The organism is Pseudoalteromonas sp. SR45-1, from assembly GCF_014163655.1.
In the GTDB taxonomy this organism is placed as follows: Bacteria; Pseudomonadota; Gammaproteobacteria; order Enterobacterales; family Alteromonadaceae; genus Pseudoalteromonas; species Pseudoalteromonas distincta.
In genome coordinates this window covers 25662-44704 of the sequence record NZ_JACJDR010000003.1, presented here as the reverse complement: position 1 = coordinate 44704, position 19043 = coordinate 25662, and the positions used below count along the sequence as shown (strand labels likewise).

At 39.0% G+C, this 19043-nt stretch carries 19 protein-coding genes and 1 pseudogene; 2 read left to right on the top strand and 18 right to left on the bottom strand.

Annotated features, from left to right (window positions below; all coding sequences use genetic code 11):
* From H5089_RS04420 to H5089_RS04385, 9 genes and pseudogenes are all read right to left on the bottom strand, one after another.
* Complete coding sequence (locus H5089_RS04420; protein ID WP_182711559.1) at nt 1-1902, bottom strand: MFS transporter; 1902 nt, start codon at nt 1900-1902, stop codon at nt 1-3.
* 133 nt (nt 1903-2035) lie between these two features.
* Complete coding sequence (gene recR, locus H5089_RS04415; protein ID WP_002962308.1) at nt 2036-2644, bottom strand: recombination mediator RecR; 609 nt, start codon at nt 2642-2644, stop codon at nt 2036-2038.
* Between the two features lie 7 nt (nt 2645-2651).
* The gene (locus H5089_RS04410) at nt 2652-2978 is read right to left on the bottom strand and encodes a YbaB/EbfC family nucleoid-associated protein (RefSeq protein WP_002962306.1); all 327 of its coding nucleotides are present in this window, start codon (nt 2976-2978) and stop codon (nt 2652-2654) included.
* Between the two features lie 60 nt (nt 2979-3038).
* Entirely contained in the window at nt 3039-5564 is a 2526-nt protein-coding gene (gene dnaX, locus H5089_RS04405) for a DNA polymerase III subunit gamma/tau (protein ID WP_182711558.1), read from the bottom strand.
* A gap of 3 nt (nt 5565-5567) precedes the next feature.
* Entirely contained in the window at nt 5568-6113 is a 546-nt protein-coding gene (gene apt / locus H5089_RS04400; protein ID WP_002962303.1) for an adenine phosphoribosyltransferase, read from the bottom strand.
* 171 nt (nt 6114-6284) lie between these two features.
* Nucleotides 6285-6407, bottom strand: a complete 123-nt coding sequence (locus tag H5089_RS20230) for a hypothetical protein (RefSeq protein WP_002962301.1) — start codon at nt 6405-6407, stop codon at nt 6285-6287.
* 72 nt (nt 6408-6479) lie between these two features.
* Nucleotides 6480-7232, bottom strand: coding sequence for a DUF2063 domain-containing protein (locus tag H5089_RS04395; RefSeq protein WP_182711557.1), 753 nt, complete (start codon nt 7230-7232; stop codon nt 6480-6482).
* Between the two features lie 36 nt (nt 7233-7268).
* Nucleotides 7269-8126, bottom strand: a complete 858-nt coding sequence (locus H5089_RS04390; RefSeq protein WP_024596352.1) for a DUF692 domain-containing protein — start codon at nt 8124-8126, stop codon at nt 7269-7271.
* Nucleotides 8127-8199: 73 nt separating this feature from the next.
* Nucleotides 8200-8538, bottom strand: a pseudogene (locus H5089_RS04385) (hypothetical protein); the annotation flags it as partial.
* A 226-nt stretch (nt 8539-8764) separates the two neighbouring features.
* On the opposite strand from H5089_RS04385, the gene H5089_RS04380 reads away from it, so the two are divergent.
* Complete coding sequence (locus H5089_RS04380; RefSeq protein ID WP_182711555.1) at nt 8765-9745, top strand: tRNA-dihydrouridine synthase; 981 nt, start codon at nt 8765-8767, stop codon at nt 9743-9745.
* A 61-nt stretch (nt 9746-9806) separates the two neighbouring features.
* Nucleotides 9807-10133, top strand: a complete 327-nt coding sequence (locus H5089_RS04375; RefSeq protein WP_182711554.1) for a conjugal transfer protein TraR — start codon at nt 9807-9809, stop codon at nt 10131-10133.
* A gap of 16 nt (nt 10134-10149) precedes the next feature.
* Here H5089_RS04375 and H5089_RS04370 read toward each other — a convergent pair whose 3' ends face one another.
* From H5089_RS04370 to pyrC, 9 genes are all read right to left on the bottom strand, one after another.
* Entirely contained in the window at nt 10150-11193 is a 1044-nt protein-coding gene (locus H5089_RS04370) for a hypothetical protein (protein WP_182711553.1), read from the bottom strand.
* 61 nt (nt 11194-11254) lie between these two features.
* The gene (locus tag H5089_RS04365) at nt 11255-12514 is read right to left on the bottom strand and encodes a lipopolysaccharide assembly protein LapB (RefSeq protein ID WP_002961712.1); all 1260 of its coding nucleotides are present in this window, start codon (nt 12512-12514) and stop codon (nt 11255-11257) included.
* Between the two features lie 11 nt (nt 12515-12525).
* Nucleotides 12526-13143 carry an energy transducer TonB gene (locus H5089_RS04360; RefSeq protein WP_024603667.1) on the bottom strand — a complete coding sequence of 206 codons (618 nt, stop codon included), beginning with the start codon at nt 13141-13143 and terminating at the stop codon, nt 12526-12528.
* Complete coding sequence (locus H5089_RS04355) at nt 13143-13547, bottom strand: biopolymer transporter ExbD (RefSeq protein WP_002961710.1); 405 nt, start codon at nt 13545-13547, stop codon at nt 13143-13145. Before H5089_RS04355 ends, H5089_RS04360 begins: the two co-directional genes overlap by 1 nt.
* A 14-nt stretch (nt 13548-13561) precedes the next feature.
* A complete protein-coding gene (locus H5089_RS04350) occupies nt 13562-14086 on the bottom strand; it encodes a MotA/TolQ/ExbB proton channel family protein (protein ID WP_002961709.1) in 525 nt (174 codons plus the stop codon).
* Complete coding sequence (locus tag H5089_RS04345; RefSeq protein ID WP_002961707.1) at nt 14086-15450, bottom strand: MotA/TolQ/ExbB proton channel family protein; 1365 nt, start codon at nt 15448-15450, stop codon at nt 14086-14088. The genes H5089_RS04350 and H5089_RS04345 overlap by 1 nt, the downstream gene beginning before the upstream one ends.
* 6 nt (nt 15451-15456) lie before the next feature.
* Nucleotides 15457-16227 carry a DUF3450 domain-containing protein gene (locus tag H5089_RS04340; protein WP_024590812.1) on the bottom strand — a complete coding sequence of 257 codons (771 nt, stop codon included), beginning with the start codon at nt 16225-16227 and terminating at the stop codon, nt 15457-15459.
* 1069 nt (nt 16228-17296) lie between these two features.
* Nucleotides 17297-17500 (bottom strand): cold-shock protein, encoded by a 204-nt coding sequence (locus tag H5089_RS04335; protein WP_002961702.1) that lies wholly within the window; start codon nt 17498-17500, stop codon nt 17297-17299.
* 438 nt (nt 17501-17938) lie between these two features.
* The gene (gene pyrC / locus H5089_RS04330) at nt 17939-18991 is read right to left on the bottom strand and encodes a dihydroorotase (RefSeq protein WP_024595527.1); all 1053 of its coding nucleotides are present in this window, start codon (nt 18989-18991) and stop codon (nt 17939-17941) included.
* Nucleotides 18992-19043: the final 52 nt, after the last annotated feature.

Genomic DNA, 19043 nt, shown 5'->3' with positions numbered 1-19043 from the left:
TTAGTCACTATCTTTTGAATGAAGCGCTTTTAAAGCCAATACTTTTTCACGTAAATCATCTGCTACTACTTTATCAGCAGCAATCGGGGCACCGACTGCAACCGACACCAAAGACCATTTTAATCGAGGCAATTGCCACTTAGCTTTACGACTAAACATGCTGCCCCATAAACCACCTAAGTGCACAGGAATAACGGGCACAGGTGAGCGCTCAATAATGCGCTCGATTCCACGGCGAAAAATATCCACTGAGCCGTCACTGGTTAGTTTTCCTTCAGGGAAAATACCAACAAGTTCGCCTTTATTAAGCGCAGCAGCTACTTCGTCAAAGGCTTTTTTAAACGCTTCTGGATTGGTTTTTTCACTGTTAATGGGAATAGCCTTAGCCATTTTAAATAACCAATGTAGAGCCGGCGAATAATAAATAGGGGCAAATACCATAAACCGGATAGGCCTTGGTGATGCGGCTAAAATAAACATCCAATCAACAAAGCTGACATGATTACACACGACAACCGCAGCGCCTGCATCAGGTATATTACTTTCACCTTTTGTACGCACTCTGTACATACAAATAGCTAAAATATATATAATAAATCGTAAAAAGAACTCTGGTACTTTGGTATAAATATAAACAGAGATAAGTAAGTTTAGCCCGGCAAGTAACAGTAGCAACTCTGAAATACTCCACTGAAAAACAGACAGCGTTACAATACTTAAAACAGCACTGCCCACCATAAACAGTGCATTTAATACATTGTTAGCCGCTATAACTCGTGAGCGACTCGACTCTTCAGTACGCTGTTGAATAAGCGCATACAGCGGTACAGTGTAAAAACCAGAGCCAATACCAATGCCTGCCATCCATACAAAGTGCCACACCATATCGCCTGTTTTTAATAGCTCCTGAAGCGTCAATAACTCAAGGTTTTGAGGTAAATAAGAGCTAATGGCTGGCTCTTGGCTCAGTAAGTATAAAAACAAGGTAATTAAGATCGCGCCAAAAGGCACAATTCCTAATTCTATTCGAGAGCGGGAAAGCTTTTCACACAGTAACGAACCAATAGCAATACTTAGTGAAAACACAACAAGCGCGCTAGTTACAACCAGTTCATCGCCGCCCATTGTGTGTTTTACATAATTTGGTAGGGACGTTAAAACGATGGCGCCAATTAACCAAAACCAACTAATCCCGAGGACTGATTTACCAACCGATTCTGTTTGCGAGTTAAGTACTGAAAATACATTTTTTGTGGATGAAAATATATTATAGGTAAATTTTAAGTTAGGCTCGTTTGCTTCACTAGTGGGTATAAAGCGACTGCTCACATAACCCATCACGGCCAATACTAATACTGCAATACTTATAAGCGTAGGCCCTACTGATTGAGTAATATAATAAGTGCCAAAAATTGTACCCATTAGTATCGCCACAAACGTGCCTGATTCAACCAAACCATTCGCTTTTGTTAATTCATTCGGTGCTACGTGCTGCGGTAAAATAGAATATTTTAATGGACCAAAAAACGTACTTTGCACGCCCATTAAAAATACGGTGGCTAACATTAGCCACACATACTGAGTTAAAATAGAAACTGCCCCAACAACCATAATAGGGATTTCACATAGTTTTACGATTCTAATCAATTTTGATTTTTCTGTTTTTTCTGCAAGCTGCCCTGCCATCCCTGAAAATAAAAAGAACGGAAGAATAAATAACCCAGCAGCAATATTTGAATAAAGTGCGCCATCTGCAAGCGTTGCAGCCTGAAATATTAATAGAATAAGCACTGATTGCTTATACACGTTATCGTTTATCGCTGAGAAAAACTGCGTAATAAAAAGCGGTAAAAAACGCTTACTACCGAGTAATGCACCTTGATAGGGTTGGTTATCTTTCATTGTATTCCTTACTAATTAGAGACATAGCCCAAAAATAAATTAGATTGTTTTTAAGCTTACCTTAAAAACGAAAAAGCCTACATGATTTAATCATGTAGGCTTTGGTAATTTGTTTTCAAATAGTGACTTAGAGCTAGTCTTGAGTAACTAGGCGCCTGCCGCTAAAGGCATGCATAAGTGTTCTACCATCTACTAAATCAAGCTCACCTCCCACAGGAATACCATGGGCAATACGTGAAGCGCCTACTTTGTATTTATGACAAAGCTGAGCAATATAATGTGCGGTAGTATCGCCTTCAACCGTAGGGTTAGTCGCTAAAATAACCTCATTAATATCGCCTTGAGCAAGCTTTTGCTCTAAAACATCTAAGCCAATCTCTTTAGGACCAATACCGTCTATTGGCGATAAGTGACCCATTAATACAAAGTATAGACCTAAATACTGACCTGTTTGCTCGATGGCAAGTACGTCAGTAGGCGATTCAACAACACATAATATACCGCTGTCTTGGCGTTTTGTACTTAAACAAATATCGCACTGAGCTTGTTCGCAAAAAGTACGACAAGACTGACAGTGCCCTATGGCGGTCATTGCTTTAGTGAGTGCATTGCCCAGCTGAGTGCCTCCCTTTCGGTCGCGCTCAAGCAGGTGAAAAGCAATACGTTGCGCTGACTTTGGACCAATGCCCGGTTGACAGCGCAGTGCTTCTATAAGCTGATTTAAACTATCTGAAAGTTGCATTATTGACTTAAAACGGCATTTTCATACCTGGTGGTAATTGCATACCGCCAGTTACTTTACCCATACGCTCTTGTGTTTCTTCTGCAACACGGCGAACAGCATCGTTACATGCTGCTGCAAGTAAGTCTTCAATCATGTCTTTGTCGTCTTCCATCAAGCTTTCATCAAGCTGAACACGACGTACATTGTGGTTACCAAGCATAGTTACTTTAACTAAACCTGCACCGGCTTCACCAACAACTTCTAATGTTGCGATTTCGTCTTGGGCTTTTTGCATGCGATCTTGCATTTGCTGCGCTTGCTTCATCATGTTGCCCATTCCACCTTTAAACATAACTTTCTCTCTTTCTTTTAATACATTAATTAACATGAACATAAGGGCGATTGTAAGTAATTACAATGCCTGAATACTGTTTTCGTCAATTTCGGCGCTAAATACTTGCTGAAATTGTACTATGTTTTCATCCGATGTGATCACATCGATTGCTTGTTGATGACGACCTGCATCTATTTTTTGCTGAATAAGATAAGGAGAATCAATAACTCCCTTAGCAAAATTAATACTTAACGACACGTTATGCTCATAAATACTCGACAATGCGGCATCTAATCTTTGGCGAAGCATCGGTGTATCTAAATGCTTTTGTGATTCATCAACGTCTATATGTAAGCTGTTGCCTTGCTTGGTAAATATTGAATGCAACGCAAATTGGCGCATACGACCACCCAGTCCCATACGTTTAATTAAATAAGCCCATTCATCTTGTTGATGTGCAAATCTAATTTCACTAATTGGACTTTGAAAATCATCAGGCACGGGAATGCTAATTTCCTCGGGCGCTGCTTCAGGTACTTTTTGAGGGTTTATTTGCTCAAGTAGCTCTGGCGCTAGATTTTCGGTAATTGTTTGATGCTTTTCTTTAAAATCAACTTTTCGTGCTGGTTTTGTATTAGCGTGACCATGTGCCTGGCTTTCGCTCCCTGTTAGTGGGAGCTCATGCTTTTTTTCACTTGCACCTGCACTATCATTCACCCAAGGTGGGGGATCGCTAGGTGCTACGTTTGTAACGCTGTTGAGCTCGTTTGTATTTTCAGCGGTGCTATCTTGGTTAACACTTTGAGCTTTAGGCATTCTTTGCTGGTGTTCAGGCTTTTTAGCGGGCGCTTGGTTTGGCTGCGCTGCTACATTATTTGCAGAGGTGCTTGTACTCTTGCTTGATAACCTACCCGCACCGGATATGTTTCTGTCACGTAAAATACGAGCAATGGCAGATTGCGCCTGCGCTTCTTGTTCAGCTATTGGCGTACTTGCATTGTGATTTGTTAAGGGCTCTGGTGAAGACTCTGAGTTTGCAGTAGGTGCAGGTTTAAAACCCTGATCTACAGCGCTACTCATTATATCGTCAAATTGCAAGGCCAGCGTTTGTTCAGCATCACTATGGAGCATATAAGCTTCATCTTCACTTTGTCGCTGGGCTTGAGCATCTGAAACAACATTGGTTTGTGGTTGCTCTTTAGCTAAAGCCTGTTGCTTTGAAGCGTTTTCACTTTGTTGAACCGGTTGCTCTACTGCAACTTGGGCAGGCTCATTATTACTTTGCACGACTTCATTATTTGATGACTGAGCGGCAGCGTTAGCTGAAGGCTCTATCTCAACGGCTTTAGGCTGCTCTGCATTGCTAACTGGCTTAATATTATTTACTGGAGTACTGCTTTGGCCTACTACGGTGCTTTGCGATGTTTTATTTTTATTTAATATATCTCGCAGAGCATTTGCGCGGCCTTGTTTATTTGGGGCCGGCTCTTCGTTTGCTGTGTGTACAGTTTGTTGCGCGTCTGTAGGCTTAAATGCTAATAATCTTAGCATAATCATTTCAAAACCTAAGCGAGGCTCTGGTGCCCATTGTAAATCTTTTTTACCATTTAACAGTAACTGATAATAAATTTGAATTTGTTGTGGGCTCGTATGTTGTGCAACATGAGCAATATAATCTACATTTTTTTCATCTAGCCCTGCCGCTTCAGGCACTAACTGGGTTAGTTGTGTTAAATGTGTAAGTGCAATTAAATCATCAAGCAATGCCACATAATTAGGATTACGACTTGCCACCTGCGCAATCTCATCCATTAACGCAGCGCCATCTTGTGCAAGTAATGCCGCAAGCAAGCTTTGGCTATAATGAGTATCCATTAAACCAAGCATTGTTTGTACTGCTTGATTATTAATATCACCATTTGTTTGCGCAATAGCTTGGTCGGTTAAGCTAAGTGCATCACGCATACTGCCATCAGCGGCTTTTGAAATAATGCTAAGTGCATCGGTATCAAAGCTAAGCTGCTCTTGAGTAAGTACGTGTTCAAGCTGTGTTTTAATTTCACTTTGCGACAAGGCATTTAAGTTAAATTGTAGACAGCGAGATAAAATAGTAACTGGTAATTTTTGAGGATCGGTGGTCGCCAATAAAAATTTCACATGCTCTGGTGGCTCTTCAAGCGTTTTTAAAAGCGCGTTAAAGCTGTGCTTAGAAAGCATGTGAACTTCATCGATTAGGTATACTTTATAACGTCCACGAGTTGGTGCATATTGAACGTTATCAAGTATTTCGCGAGTGTCTTCTACTTTTGTACGAGAAGCCGCATCTATTTCGAGTAGGTCAATGTAGCGCCCTGCTTCTATATCCAAACAGCTGCTACATTGTCCACACGGATTTGCAGATATACCTTCATCGCAATTTAAGCTTTTAGCAAAAATACGTGCAATGGTGGTTTTACCTACACCGCGGGTTCCAGTGAATAAATAAGCGTGATGCAGTCTATTTTGCGTAAGCGCATTTACAAGCGCTTGCTTAACATGAGACTGCCCAACCAATTCATGAAAGGTTTGAGGACGCCATTTTCTCGCTAGAACCTGATAACTCATCGATTACTCGCCTTCGAATTCAACCAATTTTAGGATTTTAATACCCATTTTTTTGATGCGCTGCTCGCCACCAAGTTCTGGTAGTGATACAACAAATGCTGCATCTGTGGCTTCGCCACCTAGTTTATTAACTAACTTAGCAGTGGCTTCAATTGTGCCACCAGTTGCTAATAAGTCATCAACTAGTAATACTTTGTCGCCAGGTACAATTGCATCTACATGCAGTTCTAGCGTATCTTCACCGTACTCAAGTAAGTAATCTTGGCGAATAACTTCGCGTGGTAACTTACCTGGTTTACGTACTGGAATAAACGGAATGCCTAACGCATAAGATAATGGCGCACCAAAAATAAAACCACGTGATTCTGTGCCTATGATTTTAGTAAAGCCCTGATCTTTATATTCTGCGATAAACGCGTCAATAGTTGCTTTAAAGGCTTCTGGATTTGCCATTAAAGTGGTTACATCGCGAAACATAATGCCCGCTTTTGGATAATCAGCAATTGTAGTTATGCTGTTTTTGATAATTGCTGGTGTTACTTGAGTCATAATTTTAACTGCTCAATTGTTTATATTACAAAGCAGGTGATTATAACCTTAACTAACCTTTAATTGCGAGTTTGGCGTTATTATAAAAGAAGTATTAAATATGGGCGGGGTAATTAAAATAAAGTGGTTCAAGGCTGAAGTTAGCAACAGCCTTAATACACGCTATACATTTTACGTTAAGCTAGTGATCCAGCCTAATATTGCATTTAAACAACCAATCCCTGCAAATACAGCTAAAAAAGCAAGAAAGTAAGTAGCGTTGAACGGATCTTTAAAGTCTTTATCATCTGACATTGGTACAACCTTTTATTAAGCACGGCAAATAAGGCTGCCATAATAGACGATGTAAAATCATCAATAAAGACCTTAGTCTTGATTTTTTGTCACAATTACCCCTCGTTCAACCATAGCATTAAGAGTAACCAGTGCACCTTGAGTAATTTGCTCTGCATTAAATTGTGGTGCATGAGCTAATACCTGTTGGCAGACGTTGTCAAATGTCGCGCCTTCGCTTGCCTCTATGATTGACAATAGCAAAGCTGTCATCGCATTCGTAGCCAGAAATTGAACGTCGTCATTTTCGTCTCTATATACAACAAAATAATTAGGCTGAGGTGATGGCTCTTTTGGTTTAAAGCGATTGCTAATATTTTGAACCGGAAATTGATAACTTAAATTTCTTGCCGTTTTCGATAAATATAAAGCTGAACTAGTGAGCGCTGTTGTTTGTAATTTTTTCTCTTGCTCATCTTCGTGTGCAATGGATACATCTAGCTCTACCCATTCATAATGGGCAAGCTCAAGCATAAACACGGGATCGTATTTTTTCATTTTATAATCACTTGATAAGTAATTAATAAACTCCCCTGCTATGTCTAAAAAGTACGGCGAATGACAATCATATTCGCTAAAAAACTGGCGTACGAGGGCTTGCCATTGCTTCTGGGTATATAACGTTTTTAATACCGGAAAACCTGATGATATAAAACCTTCAATGTTATTAAAAAATAGGTCGCGATAAATAGCCATACGCCTGTCTTCGATACCGCTGGGCTTTTTATTTTTTTGAGGCTCGCGAATATGCGCCATAAATTCGTTTTGTATTTCAATAAAGCTCATAACTAGGCACTCTTTTAATGTTGATAAAGGCTTATATTAAGCTCGTTGTTTTGAAACAGTTGAATCAAAGTGTTTAGCTTGTAGATCATGAATTATATCTAACTCTTTGGTTAAAACATTCATGGTAGGAATATTAAAATCGCGCTCAAGCAAGGTTGGAAATACGCCATGCACTTCGTATGCTTTATCGAGTAGCTCCCAAACAGGATCAATCACATCAGCGCCATGTGTATCAACAATTAAGTCATCAGCCTCATTATAATGGCCAGCAACATGCCCATAGGCTATACGATTAGAGGGTAACCCAGTTAAAAATGCTTGCGCGTTGTAGCCATGATTTATCGAATTAACATAAATGTTATTCACATCAAGTAAAAGCTTGCAGTCAGCTTGCTCTAAAATAATATTCGTAAATTCAAGCTCTGATAATTGCTGTCCAGGAGCACCATAATAGGAAACATTTTCTATCGCAATTTGCTGCTCTAGTATGTCTTGAACTTGTTTAATGCGAGGTACAACATGTGCTATGGCATCTTGTGTAAATGGAATGGGCATTAAGTCATACATATGCCCTGTACCGGAGCAGTAACTTAAGTGCTCACTAAAAATTTTTATATTGTGCTCTTCAAAAAACACTTTTAAAGACTTAACAAATTCAACATCAAGAGGTTCGGGAGAACCGATAGACAGTGATAATCCATGACACACAAAATTATTAGCATCGGTTAATGTTTTAAATTGCTTTTTAAAGCGTCCACCCAGTTTTAACCAGTTCTCTGGCGCAACTTCTAAAAAGTCTACTTGATTAGGCACATGCTCAAGCAGCTCATCAAGCATCTCTCGTCGTAGGCCAAGGCCCACCATCCCAAAATCTTTACTTTGAGTTTGTATCATAACTACCTCTAACTTAACAAAAAAGGGCCTTAGGGCCCTTTTAGCATAACTTATTTAGAATAAGATATTAACGGCCACCACATTTACCTTCGCCGCACTTACCTTCTTTTTTAGTTTTTTTAGCGTCGCCGCCACATTTACCTTCACCACATTTGCCTTCTGTTTTAGCTTTTGCGTCTTTTGCATCGCCGCCACACTTACCTTCGCCGCATTTACCTTCTTTTTTATCTTTTGCGTCACCGCCACATTTGCCTTCACCGCACTTACCTTCTGCAGCATCTAATTGGTAACCTGTTACTAGTTGTTGAAACTCAAATGGGTTAGCTTGTACATCTGCAGATACAAAACTTGCAGAGCCAACTACTACTGCACCTAAAGTTAACGCGATTGTATTTTTTTTAACTGTATTCATTTTATGACTCTCTTTAATCAAGGATTGTAAATCTCAGCAATAAAAATGTATTTTTAAATTGCTTGTATGCTTAAGTAGACCCGTACAAAAATAAAAACTTTCATTTATTTTCATAATATTTACTTTTGCAATTTATACATCAAATATGGGCGGTAATTACAGATTTATCAATGTGTGATTTACAGGTAAACTATGCCTCCAGTTTTTTATCAAAATTAATCTCTTTATGAAACTTGTTTTAGCACCTATGGAAGGTGTCGTTGATTTTAAAATGCGCCAATTACTCACAGACATTGGTGGGTTCGATTTGTGCGTTACAGAGTTTGTAAGAGTGGTTGAAACATGCTTACCTGACAAAGTTTTTCATCGATTTTGCCCTGAACTACATAATAATGGATTTACACGAGCAGGTACTCCTGTGCGTGTTCAATTGCTCGGTCAAGAAGCAAATCCGTTAGCCGAAAATGCAATAAGAGCAATCGCATTAGGGTCCCATGGGGTCGACCTAAATTTTGGTTGCCCAGCAAAAACAGTTAATCGTAGCCGAGGGGGGGCTGTACTGCTTAAAGACCCTGACCATATGTATATGATTATTAAAGCAGTCCGAGATGCTGTAGATGATAAACATGAAGTAAGTGCAAAAATTCGCTTAGGCTTTGATGATGACAGTAACAGCCAAGAAATTGTTGATGCTGTGGTAAGTGCAGGTGCAAATAGTGTAGCTATTCACGCCAGAACCAAACGAGATGGTTATAACCCGCCAGCTTATTGGGAAAAAATTCCACCAATAATAAAAGGTAAGAATATTGCCGTTGTTGCCAATGGTGAAATTTGGCAAGTAGAGGACGCAATGCTTTGTCAAAAACGAAGTGGGTGCACTGATTTAATGCTTGGTCGTGGCGCCCTTTCGCACCCTGATTTAGCAAAAAAAATTAAAGCTCATGTAAATAATGAGCAATATGATAGCCTTGAGTGGGAGCATATTATTTATCACTTAATTCACTCAGCTATTCATCAAGACCCCGCGAAGGATGAAAAATACTTTGCTTCACGTACTAAACAATGGCTTGGTTATCTAAAACGCCAGTACCCGCAAGCTATCGATTTGTTTGATGAAATCAGACGTTTAAAAAGTAAAGAAGATGTGGCGAGCGTATTAAATAAATATGCCAAAGCACCTCAACTTGATTCAAATCATAACGACTAACTTAAAGACTCTAGATAATATCAGAATAACGTAAAGCCCATTTAATAAGGTTGTACTGATAATGCATCATCAAAAAAGACTTAACGATGAAATAGCACAAGTTAAATTAAATATATTAACCATGCTTTCTAAATCAGCTTACCCTGCACATCACCATTTAATACAAATTTTAGCTGATACAGCAAATAGTGAATGGTTAGACTGCGCAGCAGAGAAGTTAGGCCCTGAGTATGCACTTTTAATCAGTCGCATGACCAAACTAGAAGCCGCACTAAGTCAAATAGAAATTGGCCAGTATGGCTACTGCTGTGATTGTGAAGAAAAAATATCAGCTAAGTCACTTGAACTAGACCCCGCAACTCAACGGTGTACAAAGTGCGCACAATAAGCGCACTTTCAAATCATTATATAATGTGTTGTATAAAGCTAAATGATTGCCCTGGGTAGAGAATTATATCTTCAACCAAGTACTGGGCCTCTTCTGGACTCATTTGTAGGCGCTTTATAAGGTTTACCTTTGCTTGAGGTAAAGTCCACGCATGGTAGTGAATACCTATATCTGATTCCATCATCGCAAGCATCAATGTTTTATCTTTATGAGACATATCCATAGCGATCGCCATTGCAGGTAAGTCTTGATAGTTAGCCTGCCAATCTAAGCCTTCTATTAATTTTTCATCAGATAAATACTGAACTAAAAACGATTTTTGGTGAGAAGTTGGCAGCTTACTGTCGAATGCAACACGATCTAATACTTTTATTTTTTCGTTTAAAAGAGTAACCCATTCTAACGGTGAATGTACTTCGCCACTAAAGTAATTAAGTTTGCTCTGATACCACTGAGTGCCATTTGGCAGACCTCTTAGACCCACACTTCCTCTTGGCTTATAACTAGCTAAATAATCGCTAAAAGCTCTTATATGGCTTTTAAGCGCTGGTTGAACATCGTTACTTGCTATCGCAATTAATACGTAGCTTTGTAACAATGTAAGTTCAACCTTGTTCAGCTTTAAATTGCTTTGTTGAGCACTGTCTAGGGTATCTTGGGTTAACTTGAGCCAAGTAATAACATTATCCGGTGTGTTTTTTGAGCCTTCAAAAGCGAGCATGTTTTCTAAAACATTTACTTGGGCCGGCCAATTAAAGTAGCGTTCAGGGAAACGCTCTGCAATTACCAGATAGTTTACTTGCGCAATTTGATTTAGATTAAGCTCCATACCCATTAGGCTCTGATAAATAGTATGGCGTTTTGTTAAGTAAGCATCAGAGAAAACCAATTGATCTTTTTCAATGTTATTGCCTTTAGTAGCACCTGTTTGTACAAGCGCCATGTTTAAAGCTTTTAAAGCGACTTGTGCGTCCTCAAACGACTCATAAGGTTGAGGCTGCTTTGAACATGCAGCTAAAAATAGGCACAGTAGTGATGATAAAAAGAGCTTTTTATACATAGTAGTTCCAATAAAAAAAGCCCCAGAGGGGCTTTTTATAAGTTGCTTAAGCTAATTAAAATTAAATTTTAACACCGTTGCGAGCGGCTTTATCTTTAATATATGTAGACCAACCTTTTGCAAACTTACGTGTGCGAGGGTCATCCATAGCTTTAGTAATTGCAGCATATGCTTGCTTATACTTACCTTGGTAGTAATACGCTTCAGCTAAATCTGAATAAATTGTGCCTTTTTTGTCAGAGCCAAGCTCTAATGCTTTGTTCAAGCGAACAATAGCAGCACTGAATTTTTCAGATTGTAAAAGTAATGAACCTGCTTTGCGGTAAAGCTCAGCGTCGTCATCAAATTTAGCAGCATCTTCGTAGTACTTAGCAGCTTTTTCTAAATCTTTAGAACGATGGTAATTACTCGCAATCGCGCTAACATTCTGCTTTGTACGTTCTACTTTTTCACTCTTAATGGCCTTTTCTAGCGTTACAGCTGCTTTATAAGGGATCTCATTTAGAGAGTAAAAGTTAGATAAGACTTTATACTCAACTTCATTTTCAAAGTAACCATTCTTGTATGCAACTTCCATAGTTGCTAAACCTTTAGAATAATCTTCAGTTTGTAGGTAATACTTACCTAAGCTAACCCAAGCTTTTTTATCATCAGGCCATACACGAACAATTTCTTCGCCAATTTTAACCATGTTTGCATAATCTTTAAGCTCAAAGTATGCGCCAAGTTTTAATTGGTAAGGGCCTTTGTTAGGCTCTTTTTGAAGTTTTATTGCCTTATCTGCTGGTTCAAAAACATCACGGTATTGCTCTAACTGATAGTTAGCTTGAGCAATACGTGTATAAACCGTAGGGTCCTCTTCACCGGTAAAGTCCATCCAAGCTACATATGCTTTTTTAGCTTCTTGGAACTTTTCTGTACCAGCGTATAAGTCACCTAACAACTTAAGAGTTTGTTCTTGATCAGCAAAGTTTAAAACATCAGGTGCAACGGCTTGCTTAGAGTACTTGATCGCTTCGTCATACTTTTCTTTTTGAGCGTACATGCTACCTAAGTAACGATTTACGGTCGCTTTATCAAAGTCATTCGAAGGCTCGATTTCTCTAAGCAAAACAATTGCTTCATCAACTTTTTCTTCGTTGTACAAATCAAATGCTTTAATTACTTTTTTACCAGTACGCTCGCCCATGATTTTAGTTTTTGCTTTTTTACGCTCTTCAATCTTTGCGTAATCCGGCGCTGCTAAAACAGATGCACTTAAAGTAGCACCCGACACAGACATAAGAATTGCAAGAGCAGTTACTTTAGAAAAATTTCTCATTACTCGCCTCCTTAGTTGCCTTGGTTAAGTTTAAAGTCTAATTGAACTTGTAAACCTGGTTGTTTCTGTGGTTTTCCGTCAATGATCTTAGGACGGTACTTCCACTTACGCAGTGCACGTTTAGCTTCACGGTCAAAGATACGTTTCGGTTCTGCGTCAATTACTTCAACGTCAGTTACTCCACCTAGCTCATCAATTGTGAATGAAAGTTGAACCCAACCTTCTTTACCATCACGTGCTGCTTGCGTTGGATATTTTGGTTCTATACGAACGATAGGTGTCGCATCACCATCTCGTCCAAATGCACCAGGACCACTTAGTCCACCTGCCGAACTACCAACATCAATGCTTCCCATATTAAATGACATAGCACCAGGATTTGGATTATTATTTTCCGGCTGTGGCGGCTGCGGTTTAGGCGGCTGCTTTGGCGGTGGCGGAGGAGGAGGCGGTACACGCTTCCTCTCCTGCACCTTAGATTCAGGCGGATTCGTCATTATTTCGACTATGATCTGCTCTTTTTGTTCCGTATTACGGTCAGCCCCACCAGAGATGAGGAATGCCATGAAGTAGAACAAGCCGAAAGTAACTGCCCCACCTGCAATCAGTGAAAACAGAAAACGAATCATTACTGATCTCCAGCTATTGAAATTCTCAGGTTATCACCCGTCGCTTTAATCTGGTCCATAACTTTAACCACTACGCCGTGTTTTGCTTCTTTATCAGCTTGCAAAATTACAACTTCAGTAGGTTGTTCTGCTAATAAACTTTCGATTTTTGCTGAAATTCGTTCAACATCAACCTGCTGTTTATCAATCCAGATCTCGCCGTTACTACGAATAGCAATAAAAATGTTAGCATTTTTTTGCTTAGTAGCTTGAGCCGCTTTAGGTTTATTGACCTCGATACCAGCCTCTTTAACGAACGATGTAGTTACGATAAAGAAAATAAGCATGATAAATACGATGTCAAGCATTGGCGTCATATCAACCGCTGCTTCTTCTTCTTCACGAAAACGTTGTTTACGTGCCATATTTAATTCTCTCTCTAGTGATGAGGCATACTATCAATAAGTTTGGCTTTCACCATTTTAGCTTTTGTCTCAAGACGTGAGCTAAAAAATACTCCAGATAATGCCGCAACCATTCCAGCCATTGTTGGGATTGTTGCCATTGAAATACCTGATGCCATTAAACGTGCGTTACCCGTACCCTGGTTGGCCATGGTTTCAAAAACCGAGATCATACCAGTAACAGTACCAAGTAAGCCTATTAAAGGACAAACAGCTACTAATGTCTTAATCAACAACATACGCTGATCTAATTTTTCAGACGCTTCAGAAATCCATGCTTCACGGATTCTGTGTGCGTACCAAGACGTAGTGTCTTGGCGGGCATCCCACTTTGCTACAATTTCTTTCGCTGTGCGAGGAAATTCTGCAAGTAGGAACCAATAGCGCTCAATCATTAAAACCCACATAAGAAAGAGTGCTATCGCGACCACGTATAAAACCTGGCCGCCTGTGCCAACAAAATCCCTGATAGATTCCCATATCTCCATCAGGACTAGCATTAGGCTTTCTCCTTCTCCGCGTGAGTAGCAACGATACCCGCGCTTTGCTCATCAAGGATGTGTAATACCGACTTACTACGACCAGCTACAAGAGCATGAAGTAGAATTAGTGGTAATGCAGCAATTAGACCTAGCGCTGTAGTTACAAGTGCTAGAGAGATGTTACCTGCCATGATCTTCGGATCACCCGTACCGAACAATGTGATTGTTTGGAACGTTAAGATCATACCGATTACTGTACCTAGTAGACCTAGTAACGGTGCGATTGCAGCAAGAATCTTAATTATATTGATACCAGCTTCAATGCGTGGCGTTTCACGTAGAATCGCTTCATCAAGTTTAAGCTCAAGGTTTTCAACATCTTGGTTCTTGTTGTCATGGTACACTTTAAGAATACGACCCAGTGGGTTATTTGTATTCGGTGTAGCAACATTTTTAAGCTGGCTCTTAATCTTACTAGTAGTAAGTGTAAGGTCAACAAAGCGGATTAGAGTAATTAGCATACCTAGGCCAAGTAAAGCCGTGATGATATAACCAACTACGCCACCTTGATGGAAGTATTCCATAAGGGTCGCTTTTTGAGTGTTGATACGTAAGATAGCACCTCGAGTCGGATCTATGTAAACACCAGCGTAGTTATCTGGTGATGTATTTTCTAGAGCCGTGATACCGTCTAAGATATAACCGTCTGGTTGCTTACCTAGAGGCTGGATAGACTTAGTCTCTGGTGAATAAATTAAGTAACCATCGTCTGTAACTAAGTTAAAGTTACCAATACGTGTTACTTTTTTCATTGACGGGTTACCGTCAAGACCAGCAACTTCAGTTTCAAAAGTTGAAACTTTAGCTGATTCTGTCATTTCAGTTTGAAGTGAAATCCAAAGTTCTTCAAGTTCGCGAACTGTAGGAAGTTCTTTAGCTGCTGCTAACGAACGTAAGATTTCAGCACGACCTGGTTTTTCAGCACTAACTAGTGACGCTTCGATAGAACCGATAGCATCTTGAGCTGCACGACGTACAACACCAAACATCTCACCTAAAGTACCTTGGGCACTTTGAAGAGCTGCTTCTTTTTCAGCTAACGTATTTTCGTTTTGTGCATATTGCTTAGCTAAGCTTTCACCACGAGACTTCTCAGAAGCAAGTTGGCTTTTAGCTTTGTTAAGTAATGCTTGCTTGTCAGCACGTTCTGATAAGAACTCTTGCTCACGTTGCTTATTGATTTTACCTTCAGAGATACGCTCTTGCTTTACTTGCTCAAGAATTTTATCTAGAGCTCCAGTATTTGCATGTGCATTAAGCGCGGTACCTGCAGAAACAGTTAGTACTGCTGCAACAGCAAAACCTTTAAATAGTTTCTTCATTATTGATTACTCCGCGCCAAAGATAGGTAGTTTAACAAGTTCTAATGTCGCTTGCTTACGCGCCATACGAATAACTTCTTTAACAGGTTTTAGGTATTCTTCGCCTAATTCTTTCCACTGTTTAGTGTTGTTATCCCACACCCAAGCATGTTTCAAGTCAAAAGACTGAGCAACGTAAGTGATACGACCTAACTGACCGATATCAACGTTAATGCTTTTACCATCAACTTCTAGAGTACCTTGTGAAGCAGATACAAGAGAGCTGTATGCTGTTTCAATAGTGTAAGCTTCAAGTACTTGACGGAATTTTTCAGACGTCGTTACAGACGCAGAAACCATGATCTCACGTAGTCTTTCAACACGTCCTAAACGCGTTTCAAGATTAAATGGAACGTCCGCTTTGATGAATTGCTCAAGCGTATCGATCATGCGATACATCAAAGGCACAACGTTTTGTTTAGTGTTATCAATAGTCGCGATTTGACGATCAAACGATTCAATTGAAGCGTTTTGGCTATCAACCAAGCGCGACACGTGATCGTTATACACTTTCATAAGTTCAGTCTCATCAACAACGCTACGGTACTCAGCGATTAGCTCCTGAGTTTGACCATATACATTGTCAATTTTAGTTTGAGACTTAACCGCAGCCTTTTGAATTTGTTGACCTGCTTTTTGCACGTCATTCAAAGGATCTGCAATCACATTGCTGCTTGCAAATGCAAATGCGCCAACCAACGCAGTTGCTACAAGACTCTTTCTGATTTTAACAGACATAGTTCCCAACCAATTAAGTAATGTTACTTTTATAATTTAATTATCCTCCGAGGAGAACAACCCTGATATCTTTTAATAGATATCAACCTTCCAATAATGCTAAATGCAATTAGCGCTGTCAACTTGATGTTTACTAATCTCAGTAAATAAATAGCTAAGTTAATGCTTAAACGAAAGTACCAGCCCACAACAGTTAACATTATTGCAACGAAGCTTTTTCTTAATATTTCTATTAAAGCCTTTTAAGGGGTGTATTTATTCGCATTGCACTGACATAAAACAACATTATTGCAACATTTAGCTAAAGCTGAATTCGCACTGAAAAAAAACTAAAAAAAATATAAATTGATATAACAAAAGTTATTTTTTACACGATTTTATCGTGTTTTATCGCCTCAGTTACACTTCATCTGAAAAAACAAACCATTTGTCGCACAAAAAAACAACACTGGATAATATTTAATATCGGATACTCACGCTTTATATACGTTACTTTTAAAACTATTTTAAAACGTGTTTTTCCATAAATAGTAATAATAAACTCAACAATGCATTTCTTTTAGCAGCATAAAAGCTTTTGATAATTAAACAGGTTGTATTTACCGCTTTAAAGTATTCTTTAATACTATTTTAACGTTAAGGTTAATTCAGTAATTAAGTTAATCATGAAGAGTTACCCTACTTTATTAGTAATACACTATAAATGAAGCTTTACGTTCACATAATAAAGTAATAGAAGCACCTAGAAGCCCTTATCAATGAGTAGCCTTCGTCACACAGAGTAAGCTTAAAACAGAATTTGCATGGATGGATATTGAGCATCGATTTTATTTAAGCTGGTATCAGGCCCATTGAATAAATTCTTATGAATGGTTTTTAAAAGTATTAGAGGATTGTTTTGTCCGTTAGATTATTAGTTGTTTAGCTTTGCAAAGATAGAATGTTTGAGTAGTTTTTTAAGTTTAAAAAAAGGAGAATTTGAGGTATGAAATAAATAGATTTAAGGAAGGGGAATTATGGTGAAACAGAAACCTGCTTCACCAAGATGAACTAGAGTTCACATAATAAATTATGCTGCTTCTACGTTCTCAGCTTCAGGGCCTTTTTGACCTTGTTTGATGCTGAATGTCACTGCTTGACCTTCGCTAAGAGTGCGAAAACCAGAACCAGTGATTGCGCTGAAATGTACAAACACGTCAGGACCATTTTCTTGTTCAATGAAACCAAAGCCTTTAGCTTCGTTGAAAAACTTTACTTTACCAGTAACCGACATACTAAATTTTCCTGTAAGTCAATAATTAAAATTCAGCCATATTATTATGGCAATATCCTCCCTGAGTCAATGCTCAAAAATATGGAGGTACAGTACAGGAACAAGTAATAACCTAACCGGTAACCTTAAACGCAGCACAATATCCGTAAATTCAATACATAAAAACTCAAAGCAAGGTAAGATTAACACATTATATTTTTTTTCGCTCTATTAATTAGGAATTATTTCTTAAAAATATAAATTTGTTTTAAATCGCCTTTAACTGACTAATTTACAAGCAAAAAACTATAAGTATTATTGTAATATTTATTGCTGTAAGCGAGATCAAAAGCCACCTACAACCACCCTGTCGTCGAATTACGCTTCAATAATATCAAAAGCACAAACAAAAAAGCCGCATTAAAAATTAAGCGGCTTTAGATTTAAATATATTATTGGTTATTCGACAGACCAATCCATTGTATTTTCAGCCTTTATAGGCACAACTTCAGAGTCGCCCAATGTATAACTTGCAGGTACTTTCCACGGCTTTCTTTGTAATGTAATTGTATCTGTATTACGCGGCAATTCGTAAAAATCAGGGCCAAAGTGGCTTGCAAACCCTTCAAGCATGTCCAAAGCTCCTGCATCCTCAAATGCTTCAGCATATAATTCAATAGCGGCATGAGCCGTGTATGCACCAGCACACCCACAAGCTGCTTCTTTTTTATCTTTATAATGTGGTGCAGAGTCAGTTCCTAAGAAGAATTTTTTATTTCCACTTATTGCTGCAGCCATTAATGCTTGCTGGTGAATGTTACGCTTGAGAATTGGCAAACAGTAATAATGTGGGCGAATTCCACCCGCTAACATATGATTGCGGTTATAAAGCAAGTGATGCGCTGTAATTGTTGCCGCTACATTGCTAGGTGCATTAACTACAAACTCTACTGCATCTTTAGTCGTAATATGCTCGAGTACAATTTTAAGCTCAGGAAAGTCATTTACTACATCTCCTAAAATTGTATCCAGAAATACTTTTTCACGGTCAAAAATATCAATCGACGAATCTGTCACTTCCCCATGCACTAACAGCAACATGCCTACTTCTTGCATTGCTTTTAAAACTGGATAAATATTTTTTACTGATGTAACGCCCGAGTCAGAATTAGTGGTAGCGCCAGCAGGGTAAAGCTTAGCTGCTACTATTTTACCTGTCGCTTTAGCTTTTATTATTTCATCTGGTGTAGTTTTATCCGTGAGATACAAAACCATTAATGGCTCAAAGTTGCCTTGTGGATTTGCAGACATAATGCGTTCTCTGTACGACAATGCCGTATCTGTGCACGTTGCTGGCGGAACAAGGTTTGGCATAACAATAGCGCGGCCCATGTATCTGCTAATATCGCGTACAGTGTCTTTTAACTGGTCACCATCACGTAAATGTACATGCCAGTCATCAGGGCGAGTGATAGTAAGGGTTGTTACAGAGTTTGTATTATTACTTGTCATTACTTTGTTCCACGGCTGAATTTATCCGATCATAGGCATATGATGTTTTCGA

Coding starts and splice junctions, on each gene's coding strand:
- apt (WP_002962303.1), bottom strand. CDS start 6,113: ATGACTCAAGTAACACCAGCAATTATCAAAAACAGCATAACTACAATT.
- H5089_RS04350 (WP_002961709.1), bottom strand. CDS start 14,086: ATGCTAGTCCTGATGGAGATATGGGAATCTATCAGGGATTTTGTTGGC.
- pyrC (WP_024595527.1), bottom strand. CDS start 18,991: ATGACAAGTAATAATACAAACTCTGTAACAACCCTTACTATCACTCGC.
- H5089_RS04375 (WP_182711554.1), top strand. CDS start 9,807: ATGCATCATCAAAAAAGACTTAACGATGAAATAGCACAAGTTAAATTA.
- H5089_RS04335 (WP_002961702.1), bottom strand. CDS start 17,500: ATGTCGGTTACTGGTAAAGTAAAGTTTTTCAACGAAGCTAAAGGCTTT.
- H5089_RS04380 (WP_182711555.1), top strand. CDS start 8,765: ATGAAACTTGTTTTAGCACCTATGGAAGGTGTCGTTGATTTTAAAATG.
- H5089_RS04390 (WP_024596352.1), bottom strand. CDS start 8,126: ATGATACAAACTCAAAGTAAAGATTTTGGGATGGTGGGCCTTGGCCTA.
- dnaX (WP_182711558.1), bottom strand. CDS start 5,564: ATGAGTTATCAGGTTCTAGCGAGAAAATGGCGTCCTCAAACCTTTCAT.
- H5089_RS04370 (WP_182711553.1), bottom strand. CDS start 11,193: ATGTATAAAAAGCTCTTTTTATCATCACTACTGTGCCTATTTTTAGCT.
- H5089_RS04410 (WP_002962306.1), bottom strand. CDS start 2,978: ATGTTTAAAGGTGGAATGGGCAACATGATGAAGCAAGCGCAGCAAATG.
- H5089_RS04420 (WP_182711559.1), bottom strand. CDS start 1,902: ATGAAAGATAACCAACCCTATCAAGGTGCATTACTCGGTAGTAAGCGT.
- recR (WP_002962308.1), bottom strand. CDS start 2,644: ATGCAACTTTCAGATAGTTTAAATCAGCTTATAGAAGCACTGCGCTGT.
- H5089_RS20230 (WP_002962301.1), bottom strand. CDS start 6,407: ATGTCAGATGATAAAGACTTTAAAGATCCGTTCAACGCTACTTACTTT.
- H5089_RS04345 (WP_002961707.1), bottom strand. CDS start 15,450: ATGAAGAAACTATTTAAAGGTTTTGCTGTTGCAGCAGTACTAACTGTT.
- H5089_RS04360 (WP_024603667.1), bottom strand. CDS start 13,143: ATGATTCGTTTTCTGTTTTCACTGATTGCAGGTGGGGCAGTTACTTTC.
- H5089_RS04395 (WP_182711557.1), bottom strand. CDS start 7,232: ATGAGCTTTATTGAAATACAAAACGAATTTATGGCGCATATTCGCGAG.
- H5089_RS04340 (WP_024590812.1), bottom strand. CDS start 16,227: ATGTCTGTTAAAATCAGAAAGAGTCTTGTAGCAACTGCGTTGGTTGGC.
- H5089_RS04355 (WP_002961710.1), bottom strand. CDS start 13,547: ATGGCACGTAAACAACGTTTTCGTGAAGAAGAAGAAGCAGCGGTTGAT.
- H5089_RS04365 (WP_002961712.1), bottom strand. CDS start 12,514: ATGAGAAATTTTTCTAAAGTAACTGCTCTTGCAATTCTTATGTCTGTG.